Raw genomic sequence first — 11,632 nt, forward strand, 5'->3', positions numbered from 1 at the left:
TTTAGACGAGGCGGCGGTGGCCGTCGCGGTGACCGCAATAGCCCGCGCGCCCGCAAGCTTGGACCAGACGGCGAAGAGAAGTCCGTGGAGGTCGAAGGCACGATTACCTCGGTTCTCGCTGGTACTCAGTTCCGTGTGCAACTTCAGAGCGGTCACGAAGTGCTCGCCCACATTTCCGGAAAGATGCGCAAGCGCTTCATCCGCCTGGTCGTTGGTGACCGGGTGAAAATGGAAATGTCTCCCTATGACGTGACCAAAGCACGGATCACGTTCCGGCTTGGCTGATCGCTTGGGCGGATGGGCTTACCGGACGAAATCGTCCGGGGTGTAGAGCTTCCGGTCCGGTCCGGCGCTGCGGAGTTCCATTTTCGTGGCGCTGAGCTGGTGGAAGAACCACGGGGTGCTCCACGGGTCGCAGAGTTCTCCGCTGGCGTTGACCGATGATCCGCCGGGGAGATCCAGCCGGAGCTGTTTCGCATTGTCGCCCAGCAGGGCGGAGGTGATTTCGGCATTGGTGCCGACTGGGTTGCCGCCCAAGGCCACGGCGTAGTCGCGGAGGACCGCCGGAGGGGCTCATCGACGGTTTCGGCGAGAAGCAGGTGGCGGATCTGTTCGCTTACCTGATGACGTTGAAGTGACAGAATTTCAACCGCAGATGGACGCAGAGGGACACAGATGAAAGGCAGGGATGGAAGACTTGAGTGGGACCGTGCACGGCGGAAGCTGGGACGACTTTTGCTGTCGCCGAACATCTTCAGGCATTCCGGTATTTCGGCATGTCTCTCTACCGGAATTGCCGGAGTAGCGAAGCGGGTTTGAAATTCGACGGCGGCGGATGCCTCGCTGTCGTGAAGCCCGGGGATCATGCTGACGGTTCTGATTCGTCGGTCTGAACGGGGCCTCTGGGACTACTCCAGAAACTCCAGTAAGCCTCTCTATACTGGTGTTACTGGAGTTCGCCGGATCTCCGGAAGCCGAGGCTGCTTTCTGGACTCCGCTTCTCCGGTATCTCTACCAGACCGGAGTAAAGGAGTTTGAGGGACTCAAGGCTTTGGAAGCCGCTTTCTGGTTTTGGGACGGTGCAGACGATGCGCCGAGCGTGCTGGTCCACCGCAGAAGCATCTGCAGAATGTTACGATGCGGGAACCCTCTGGTGATCCTCTGGTGTGATCACCGCCGGCAGGAAGCCGAGGCGATCGCAGCGGGATGAACGCAGATGGATCTCAGAATGGACTTCAAATCGAAGATTTGAACCGGTCCATTCCATTCCGAAAGCCCGGATCTTGAGTCGGGAACCGGAACCTTCCCGTGAATCTGCCTCCATCCCGTCCATCTGGGTTGGACTTAATCCTAGTGGAGGAGCCCTGGCTGATCGGCGCCTGCCTGGACAACTGGTCCGACCAACCAACCACACCATTCCGTGCGCCCCCCCATTTCCCATTGTTAGCTTTGCAATTTCAACGAATGAAATTCAAACCCAACCCATTCCTCTCCCCTCATTGCTCTCCTGCAGTGCGTGTGCGTGCTGCGCTCTCAGTGAGTGCCATCGCGCTGGCAGCGGCCGGCTCCTCAAACGCGGCACCCTGCGTATGGATCGGTAACACTGACGCGAGTTGGACCACCCCTGACAACTGGGACTTTACCCCCGTCAACGGCGACGATCTCATTTTCAATGCGGCCGGAACTGCGGGAACGACGTTGAACAATGACCTCACTGCGGTCACGGTGACCCTCGCCGGTATCACTTTCAATGCCCCCGCTCCGGCGTATCTCATCAGCGGAAATGCTTTCACTCTCAGCACTGGCATCACGAACAACAGCGCCGAGTTTCAGACCATCAGCGACGCGATCACACTCAGCGGAGCGACCACGTTCACCGCGCCCGGCGGCGGAGGGATATCGCTCGGCGCGATCCGAACCGCAGTCGGCAGCTCGATCGATTTGCCTGCGGCAACCCCACTCACCCTGGCGTCGCTGAACGGCGGCCCGGCCAGCAACAACCGGGTCAATGTCACTTCGGCCGGAAACTTGACGGTTACCGGAAGCTTCCATGTGAACAACAATGTCAACGGGGCCGCTTCCTTCACCCAAACCGCAGGGACGGTCACCCTTGGCTCCGCGGTCGATGATGTCGCTACCTTTGGCGAAGGCATTTCCATCGCCTTTCGCGCCGCCGCCACGACGCAGAATACCTACTTTCTCCAGGGCGGAACACTCAATGTTCCGAACGCCAATCTTTATGTCACGGTCGGCGGGGGTGCCAGAGCCTTGCTGAACATTACCAGCGGCACGGCCAACTTGCGCGGCATCGGGCTGTCCGGGACTTCCGCCACGGCGAATGGCTCGATATTGATTACCGGCGGTCGACTGAATCTGGGTGCCAACGGACTGGTCCGCGGGGCCACGACGGCAGGCACCGTTACCCTCGGCGCGGGAACCGTGGGCGCTCTGGCCGATTGGTCCAGCCCGGCGGCGATGATCCTGAACGATGCCATTGCCGGCGTCACCTTCAACACCACGGATCCAGTCGCCGCGGTGGCGCGGACGATTACTCTCTCCGGCGTTCTTTCGGGTGCGGGTGCGCTGAACACCGCCGGCCTCGGCGGACTCACGCTCTCGGGTCTGAACACCTACAGCGGAAACACCACCGTTAACGGAGGCACCCTCACCCTCGCCGACAACGCCCGGCTGACATTCGTCATCGGTGCCACCAGCGGAGCGACCAACACCCTCTCCGGTGCTGGAACGGTGTTCCTCAACGGCGATTTCGCCATCGATACCACGGCCGCTTCCGCCCTGAACAGCGGCAGTTGGACCTTGGAAAATGTCCCTTCGCTTCCCGGGGCCTACGGGACCACTTTCACCGTCCTCAGTGGCTTTGCCGACGCCGGAGGCGACAAGTGGACGAAGACCGACGGCTCCAAGCTCTGGACCTTCGACGAGACCACCGGAGTGCTCACCCTGGCAACCTCCTCCGGCTATGGTGCGTGGGCCGCAACCAATGCCGGTGGCGGCACGGCCAACGCCGACTTCGACAAGGATGGCGTCGCGAACGCAGTCGAGTATGTGCTTGGTGGCTCAGGGACCACGAATGACGCTGGCAAGCTGCCTGACATCACGATTTCCGGCGGAAACATGGTCTTCGAATTCGTGCGCGATCGGGCCTCAAAAACTCCCGACACCGTGCTCAGGATCGAGGTCGGCACAACGCTCGCCACCTGGCCCACAAGCTACACCGTTGGCGTGTCGCAGGAAGTGATGGTCACGGAGAACCCGAATGGAACGGACACCATCACTGCCAGCGTGCCCCAAGCGGGTGATACGGTGAAATTCGCCCGCCTCCGGGTGGATGTGACCCTCTGATCCATACCCGGCCGTTTCTACAGAGCCCTCCCGCGTCCCACGCGCGGGAGGCTTTTTTTGAGTACCGACGGACGTTCGGGTCCGACCTGTTTCCCGGTGCCTCGGGGGAGATCCTTTCTGAACCAGACGACCGCCTCAGAAAAGCTGACGGAGAGCCTCCCACCCGCCGCCTCGCCCTCATGCCCGACGTTCAAGGCTCCCTCACATCCAGTCGAATGAAGGTCCGGGGGGCGTCTGCAGGAAGCGGGATCGTGATCCAATCATGGTCACCCTGGTCGGCGATCTCGATGCTCTGACTCGAAAGGGTGTCAGCGCCCAAGATGATGTCCCGTTCCTCTGGCCAACTGCTCAGATCATCGCTGAATTTCACGGTAATGACGCTGTGCTCGCGAGCCCGTGAGTCGCGCCGGAAGGAATAGCGGAATCCCCCTTCCTCCGATGCTGCGAGCGCGGGGAGAATGGTGCTGTCAGGAATCAATGGATCCCCGCCAAAGACGAACTCCAGGCCGTTGGAAATGCCATCGCTGTCGGCATCGTCATTGAAGCCGGTTTGGCCTTCCGCCTCGAGCTGCTCCATCCAGGCGCCGAAACCGGCATCGCGTGGGACCAACTGGATCTCGCGGGCATCGTCGTCATACCGGATTTCCCAGCCGAGCGGCACAGTGGTCGCTGCGAACTTCCCGGTGCGGATGCCGGAGTAGGAAATCAAGACCCCCGGACTGGCCTCGGGAGCCGTGGTCACCACGATCTCCGCGCCGGCCACGCTCACATCCCCGGTGACGGAGGTGCGGCCTTCGGCCAGAAGGATGGCATCCTCAGCGAGGTCCAGCCTGCCGGTGGTGAAAGTGGACGTTGCGGCCGGAGCGAGCGTGCCTCTCGATTGCACGTTTACCGGGGCATGGATCGCACCGGTGCCGCGGAGCGTCCCCTTTTCGGCGACGGTGGTTTCACTGGCGAGGCTGCCTTCCAGCGACAAGGTTCCCTCCTCCACGGTGGTGGTCCCGGTGTATGAATTCGTACCGCCTAGCACCAGCGAGCCTCCGCCGGTCAGGGTGACACTGCCAGCGCCGGAAAGAATGCCGGAAAGTCTGATCTGCCGGGTTTCATCCGGTGAAGTCCCATCCGCGGTGTCGATGGCGATTCCCAGCTCAGCCCCGGAAAGGCTCATGTTCACCGCGCTCGACCAATCTTCCAGCGCTCCAAGCACCCCCGACTCCAGGCGGATCTCGCGCACCGCGCCGGCGGCCGGTGTGACCCAATGGTAGATTCCCCCGCTGCCGACATTCAATCGACCGCCGATGAGGTGCAGGTGTGCCACTCCAGTCGCGCTGGTACCCATGGCGATGCCTTTTAGATTCGCCGTGCCGCTACCCGAAACGGCGAGCGTGCCACTGCAGGCACCGCCGGCGCTGAGGATGGTGTTCGCGTTGGGGACATTCAATGTGCCGCCCGCAATCTCATAGCGGCCGATGCCTCCATTGCGGTGACCGATGTTCACTCCATTCCCCCAATCGCCGACCGGGGTGGAAAAGGTCAGCGTTCCGCTGCTTTGGGAAAAGGTGCCGGTAGCGGCATCTCCGATCAGCACGTTCCCCGGGAATTGCAGGTCCCCGGTATTTGCCACAGTCCCGCCGGTGATGGCGAAGGTGGTGAGAGTGAGGGGAAGATCTTCCTCATCCAGCGACAAGCGGCCAGCCCCGGCCTTGTTCAGGCGTCCCGTCCCGCTGATGGGATTCGCGATGTTCAAATCGTCAGACCGGTTGAAGGCGAGCGTCCCGTTCACTTCGATGGGCCCGGTGATGCTTCCCTGTGCGGCTCCGTTGCCGATTTGCAGGACTGATCCCGCGGCCACGAGGGACCCGCCTGCATAGCCGCTATCCCCGGTGAGCACCGTGGTGCCGGAGCCGGCCGTTTCCACTCGCCCGCTGCCCTCGATCGTGTTGCCATAAACGTTCGTCCCCGTGCGGGAGAAGCGGAGGATGCCGTGATTAAGCACCGCGCCGGACCCCAGAGTCGCCACGCCAGTCCCCAGCGCCCCGTTTCCCGCATTCGAGTTGCTGAGTTCGAGGACAGGTGTCTGCGCCGCCAGGCTGTCGATCCGGCGGTTGATGGACAGCTCGTGATCGTAGTTCGTATCCTGGGTAAGCTCCCAACTGAAGACACCCGCGAAGCCATTGCTCCTTGCGTAGTTGACCTTCGCATCTACCAGCTCCAAGCCGCTGAAATAGTACACGTGTCCGTTGCCGGGGTCGGTCCACTGGTTCGCCTGGGCGAGATCGACTCCTGCATTGCGCAGTTGGTTCCAGCTCCGCCATTTGTCGGTTGTCGAATTGCCCTGGGCGGTCATTCCGTACGACGGCAGCCCGATGCGGATTTGGGAGGCTCTCAGGCCGCGGTTGATGTAGGCAGACAGGCGGCTCTTGAAAGTAGCCAGGTCCATCGCATTCGACTGGGCGAAGTAGAACTGGATGTTCACGAAATCGACCGTATTCGCAATCGCCTCCACATACGGTTCATATTGCGAGCCGTGTGCATGGGAAGTGGAGACCACGATTCCCTGGGGCCGGAACTCATCGGCGATCGCCTTGACCGTCGCCCCGTAGTTCGCCGGGCTCACATAGGTTCCCGAGTTTGGCATGTCTTCCCAGTCAATGTCGATGCCGGTAAAGTTATGCGTATCCACAAGCTCATGAACCTGGTCGATGAATGCTTGCAGGCCCGTTGGATTTGACACGATGTGCCGGAGCGAAAAGACCCCGAGCGTCAACTTGGCATTGGGCGAAGCGCTTCTGATGAATGCCACCCGGTCGGCGAAATTTGCCGGCAGATCGAGGTGGCCGTCGGTGTCAGGCTCCATGAACGCGCCTTGGTTGAAGACGATGGCGGTTTCGAGTTGCCCGGCGGACTTGGTCGGGGTCGTGGCACCATAACGGTTTTCCACGAAGTAATCCGTTCGGTCGAAATGAATCACCGCACTGTGAGCGGTGGATGCATTCGCCGGAAGGGATTCAGAAAGGACGGTCGAGCTGCCGCAGGTGGCAGCCACGATCGCAGATGGCAGGAAGATGGAGATTCTCATAATTCCGCTTGTGGGAAAAGACGTGACGAATGCGGCGCGACGATTGGCGGGTGGCCGTTGCCCCGACCTGGAACTTTCCCCCTTGCTAGAGCTGCCCCGCCCAGGCGGGGCACGTCTGAAGCACTTCTCGCCGAGGCGGGACTTCTCGCCACCGAAACCTACCGGTCCTCAAACCCGACCAGTTTCACCGCCGCCATCTGGTCGGGAAAACCAACCGTCGGCAGGCATTTGCGGGTGATGCGCATTGAAGGGGAACTTTCGCCCAGCAGATTCATGAGAACATTGATTTTCCAAGGAATGATCCTCGCCACCATGATGGTGGTCAGCCAGGCCGCAACCGTGCTCATCGATGGGACGACACGGAACGGTGGGTTTGAGGCACGCGACTCTGCCGGGACCACGTATGCAAACGTCTCGGGGTGGTACAACTACGGTGCCGGCGTGGACACGACCGCGGTCATCAGCACACCCGCACGGACCGGAACCTCGGCAGGCATCGTGTCGCTTGCATCGCAACCGACGATCAACCTTGGCCACATCATTGCCGCAGGTGACACTTTCGACCTGCAGTTCTTCCATCGTGACAACAACGCGACCGGCAGCCCGGTCATCAGTTGGCAGATCTTTTACTACAGCGCCGAAGGTGACGTCGATTTCGACGAGGGAGCCAGCACCACCGGGGTGGCCTTGTTTTCCGGAACGGTCACTGGCACGGGTGCCTACCAATCGTCTTCCATTTCAACGACGGCCGCGGTGGAGGCCAGCGATGCCGGTGTGGGCAACACGCTCTACCTGCGATTCTTCCGCACCGCGGGGGACGGGCAGTTTCCGTTGATTGACGATGTTTCGCTCAGCGTTGTCCCCGAGCCATCCGCCGCATTGTTGGGCGGGCTGGGTGTGCTCGGTCTATTGCGCCGACGCCGGCCATAAAAATTTCGCCGCAACGGCATTACGCGCAGCCGGGGACCGATCGATCCCGGCTGTTTTTTTTTTGGCGTGGTGGGCGAGCCGTCCGGCAAGGCTCGCGCGACGCAGCGCTGAGGCGCACGCTGCGGTGCAGCATTTCGCGGAACAACATCGCCGCTTCCCTCTCTCTTCAGGGGGACACCTCCCTCTACTGACGGAGCCGCGTTATCAAGGCCGTTGCGTCTCACCCGACGGCCTTTCATCGCCCATGCCTTCCCCGCTTTGGGTTAGTAGGGTGGAGAAATGTGCGTGCACTATAGTCCTTACCTATATTCGTCCCTAACCAAGAATCTCAATGAAGCGCAACCTTCCCCTCGCTTGGTCCCTGACAGCCTTCCTTCCGTTCTTGTCACCGCTTCCGGCAGAGCAGCCGAAGTCGGTCGAGCGATGGGATGTGCTTGAGCTTACGCTGTCCGGGCCATCATCTGGGAACCCGTTCGTCGAGGTCCAGCTATCCGCCCGGTTCACCAAGGGCGAGGAGACCATCACCGTGCCGGGCTTCTACGACGGGGGAGGCGTGTATCGCGTCCGCTTCTCGCCTCCCGACCCGGGGCGTTGGACTTACACGACCCGGAGCAACCAGGCCGAGCTGAGCGGCAAGGACGGAAGCTTCGAGGCGACCGCTGCGACCGGGGACAACCACGGCCCCGTCCGGATCCGTGAGACCTTCCACCTGGCATATGCCGACGGCACGCCGTTCTTCCAGGTAGGCACCACCTGCTACGCGTGGACCCACCAGACGGACGAGCTTCAGAAGCAAACCCTCGAGACGCTGGCGACCGAGCCGTTCAACAAGCTCCGGATGTGCGTGTTCCCGAAGTCATACAGGCACAACGCCAACGATCCCACTACATTCCCGTTCGCACGCGCAGCCGACGGAAAGGCGTTCGACTTCGAGCGCTTCGATCCCGCGAACTGGCGGCACCTTGAGCAACGCATCGGCGACCTTCGGAAGCTCGGGATCGAGGCGGACCTGATCCTCTTTCACCCGTACGACCGATGGGGCTTCGCCGAGATGGATTCCGAGGCCGACGACCGCTACCTGCGATATGCCATCGCCAGGCTCTCTGCCTATCGGAACGTCTGGTGGTCGGCGGCCAACGAGTACGACTTCATGATCCCGCCGCTGCGGGACGGGCAGCGGGGCAACAAGCGCATGGAGGACTGGGACCGGATCCTGTCGATTCTGGAAAAGGAAGATCCGCACCACAGGCTCCGCGGCATCCATCACGCGTCCAAGTTGTACGACCACTCGAAGCCCTGGGTAACCCATGTAAGCGTCCAGCATAGGGACCCGAGCCAGATCCTGAAATGGCGTGAGAGGTTCCAGAAGCCCGTCGTGCTGGACGAGTGCCGCTACGAGGGGAACATCAGCGCCAGTTGGGGCAAGCTCACCGGCCCCGAGATGCTGCGGCAATTCTGGGTGGGCACTGTCTGCGGCGGATACGTCGGCCACGGCGAGACGCTGCGGCACCCGCAGGACGTCCTGTGGTGGTCCAAAGGGGGAGTACTCCGCGGGGAGAGCCCGCCGCGCATCGCGTTCCTGCGCAAAACGATGGAGGCCCTCCCTTACGCCGAGATGACTCCGGCCCGCTTGGGACAGAGCGCGTTCGCACTGTCAAAGCCCGGTTCGGTCTATCTCGTTTACGCGACGGCTGAAGGCCCTGTCCGCCTACAGATGGAGGGAGAGCGCGAATATGAGGTCGACGAGATCGACACCTGGAACATGTCGGCCAGAAAGCTCCAGCCCGTAAAGCCCGGGGAATTCAGCTTTACCGCCCCGCACCCTGACTACCTTTTGCGAATCCGCGTTCCCAGCCAGCAATAACAGCCCGCCGGCCCTGCAAAAGTGCTGCGGCCTATTTGCTGGGGACCTGCCAGTGGACGCAGGACACACTGGGGGGCACGCCCGGTCAGGCTCTAGGGGTGGGGCGGATCGACGCCAAGGCGAGGGACTTCGCGGTCCTCACGCCCCGCAAGTGGTTCGAGCGGTGGAATGTCCCGCCAGGACTCCCCATGCAGACCCCATGCACGTTTATCCCTACGGCGTGACCAAAGCACGGATCGCGTTCCGGCTTGGGCGATCGCCCGGGCAGATGGCTTACCGGACGAAATCGTCCTTAGTGTAGAGCTTCCGGTCGGGGCCGGCGCTGCGGAGTTCCATTTTCGTGGCGCTGAGCTGGTGGAAGAACCACGGGGTGCTCCATGGGTCGCAAAGTTCTCCGGTGGCGTTGACCGATGATCCGCCGGGGAGGTCCAGCCGGAGCTGTTTGGCATTGTCGCCCAGCAGGGCGGAGGTGATTTCGGCATTGGTGCCGACGGGATTGCCGCCCAAGGCTACGGCGTAGTCGCGGAGGACGAGCTCCATGCTGTCGATGGCGTCGCGGACGCGTTGGATTTCCTCGGGCGTGAGCAGCGAGAGATCGGTTGCCGGAGGAGGCGGGGGCGGTGGCTCGACGGGAGTGACGGCCGGTTCTTCGGAAGACGTTTCCGGTGCGGGCGGTGGCGGGTTTTTCGCCGCCGGGGGAGCCGGGGACGGGGAGGCAGGCGCCGGCTGTGATTCCCATGGCCGCCAGAGGGCAAGGCCTAACAGGAGGATCGCGACGACGGTGGCGACGAGGACTTTCATGGGAAACTACGGTAGGTCTCGTAGTTTCAGACCCGCATGAAGCCGAGGTCCGGCGTGGCGAAACGGCCGAGATTCGGGAAGACCACCGGCAGGTGGGCGGCATCCACGCCGAACCATTTGGCCATGGTGGCGCTGTATTCGTCCACGCTGGTGGTGGGGATCCAGCGGCCGGTGCTGGTGTCGTCGGGGCCATTGACGGTGAGCACCGGGAAGGTGCCGTAGGTCTTCTTGCCGATCACGGCGCCGGTGGTGGGATTGCCATTGCCACCGAAGATGAGGTGGTGGCTGCCCCAGCCGTGGTCGCTGCCCTGGCCATTGGTGGGGAAGGTGCGGCCGAAGTCGGAGGTGGTGAAGCCGACCACGTTATTCGCCAGGGCGGGATCGCCGATGTCGGGGTTAAGCGGGTTATTGTAGGCGGCGATCTGTTCGATGGCGGCCTGGAAGGCACCGATGGCCTGGCTGAGCGTGGCAAGCAGGTTGGCGTGGGAGCCGGTCACGGCGGCCTCCTCCTGGGTGCCGTCACCCAACTGGGCGGTGTGGGTGTCGTAGCCGCCGGCGGAGACGAAGAAGATCTGGCGCTTCACCTTGAGGTTTTTCCGGCCGGCAATGATGCGGGCGACCATCTTCAATTGATCGCCAAGGCCGCCGGAAGGAAAGGGCGTGTTCCAGACCCAATTGGCGGGAGCACCGGATGAGGTGGCCGCGACCGAGTCATTGAGAATGGCTCCCGCGATGATGGCATTATCAATGACATCACCGAAGGCGTCGGCCTGGAGGTTCTCTTGGTTTAGCCGGGCGATCCGGCGGATGACATTTCCCCGCTCCGCCGTCGAGGTGCTGTTAGAAGCGGCACCGGCCAAGGTGACAGCGCCACTGGTAGAGACGTGGAACTGCTGGACGGTATTGCCCACCTCGAAGGTATTGGCCCCGGCGATGCTGGTGCAGAGGGAAACCTTCGCCCGGTCCACCGGATCCTCGAGCAACTCGGTCTGGTACGGATGGAGATAGTCGGCGACGCGGCCACCCCAACCGCTGCGAGGCGGTTGGTCGGGCAGCGAGGTTTGCCAGTGGGTGACCTGATCGGAGTGGGAAAATAGCTGAGGCGGCAAGGCGACGAGTTTCTTCTGATACTGGACGCGGTTGGTCGGGAAGAGCAGCGGACCCACGTTGAAGAGCGTGGCCAGCTTGCCAGCCTGGAAGAGGTTGGCGAGCTGCGGGCAGCCGGGGTGGAAGCCGTATTCGTTGCCGTCGTTGTTCAGCGGTGAGATCGGCAGCAGCAGGGATTCCGGGATGAACAGATTCCCGCGGATCGCCGCATAGTTCGCATGCTGGGCTCCGCGCGGGATGATCAGGTTGTTGGCATCGTTGCCGCCGTTGAGGAAGATGCAGACCAGCGCCTTGTAGTCGGTGAAGCTGCCGCCGACGCCATTGCCTTGGGCGAGGGCGGAATTGATGAGCCGGAAATCCCGCAGGGTGGTGGAGATGGCGGCGGAGCCCAGTGCGGCCCCGCCGATGGTGCGGAAGAAGCTGCGGCGGGAGCGGAGGAGACGGGCGCGGTCCTGGTCGATGGTGGACATGACGTTTCGTGGTGTGGG

At 62.3% G+C, this 11,632-nt stretch carries 8 protein-coding genes; 4 read left to right on the forward strand and 4 right to left on the reverse strand.

What is annotated here, in order from left to right:
- Positions 1-84 precede the first annotated feature (84 nt).
- The gene (infA, locus tag OKA05_RS22455; protein ID WP_264489441.1) at positions 85-285 is read left to right on the forward strand and encodes a translation initiation factor IF-1; all 201 of its coding nucleotides are present in this window, start codon (positions 85-87) and stop codon (positions 283-285) included.
- An 18-nt stretch (positions 286-303) separates the two neighbouring features.
- Here infA and OKA05_RS22460 read toward each other — a convergent pair whose 3' ends face one another.
- Positions 304-537, reverse strand: coding sequence for a hypothetical protein (locus OKA05_RS22460; protein WP_264489442.1), 234 nt, complete (start codon positions 535-537; stop codon positions 304-306).
- 927 nt (positions 538-1,464) lie between these two features.
- On the opposite strand from OKA05_RS22460, the gene OKA05_RS22465 reads away from it, so the two are divergent.
- Positions 1,465-3,363: a beta strand repeat-containing protein gene (locus tag OKA05_RS22465; protein WP_264489443.1), complete on the forward strand. Its 1,899-nt coding sequence runs from the start codon at positions 1,465-1,467 to the stop codon at positions 3,361-3,363.
- A 190-nt stretch (positions 3,364-3,553) separates the two neighbouring features.
- Here OKA05_RS22465 and OKA05_RS22470 read toward each other — a convergent pair whose 3' ends face one another.
- The gene (locus OKA05_RS22470) at positions 3,554-6,442 is read right to left on the reverse strand and encodes a glycoside hydrolase family 18 protein (protein ID WP_264489444.1); all 2,889 of its coding nucleotides are present in this window, start codon (positions 6,440-6,442) and stop codon (positions 3,554-3,556) included.
- A 273-nt stretch (positions 6,443-6,715) separates the two neighbouring features.
- On the opposite strand from OKA05_RS22470, the gene OKA05_RS22475 reads away from it, so the two are divergent.
- Together OKA05_RS22475 and OKA05_RS22480 are read left to right on the forward strand one after the other, a co-directional pair.
- Positions 6,716-7,372, forward strand: a complete 657-nt coding sequence (locus OKA05_RS22475; RefSeq protein WP_264489445.1) for a PEP-CTERM sorting domain-containing protein — start codon at positions 6,716-6,718, stop codon at positions 7,370-7,372.
- 331 nt (positions 7,373-7,703) lie between these two features.
- Positions 7,704-9,236: a DUF5060 domain-containing protein gene (locus OKA05_RS22480; RefSeq protein ID WP_264489446.1), complete on the forward strand. Its 1,533-nt coding sequence runs from the start codon at positions 7,704-7,706 to the stop codon at positions 9,234-9,236.
- Between the two features lie 273 nt (positions 9,237-9,509).
- Here OKA05_RS22480 and OKA05_RS22485 read toward each other — a convergent pair whose 3' ends face one another.
- Positions 9,510-10,037: a hypothetical protein gene (locus tag OKA05_RS22485; RefSeq protein ID WP_264489447.1), complete on the reverse strand. Its 528-nt coding sequence runs from the start codon at positions 10,035-10,037 to the stop codon at positions 9,510-9,512.
- A 26-nt stretch (positions 10,038-10,063) separates the two neighbouring features.
- A complete protein-coding gene (locus OKA05_RS22490; RefSeq protein ID WP_264489448.1) occupies positions 10,064-11,614 on the reverse strand; it encodes a DUF1501 domain-containing protein in 1,551 nt (516 codons plus the stop codon).
- Between the last annotated feature and the right edge of the window lie 18 nt (positions 11,615-11,632).

It is taken from the genome of Luteolibacter arcticus (assembly GCF_025950235.1).
GTDB classification, from domain to species: domain Bacteria; phylum Verrucomicrobiota; class Verrucomicrobiia; order Verrucomicrobiales; family Akkermansiaceae; genus Haloferula; species Haloferula arctica.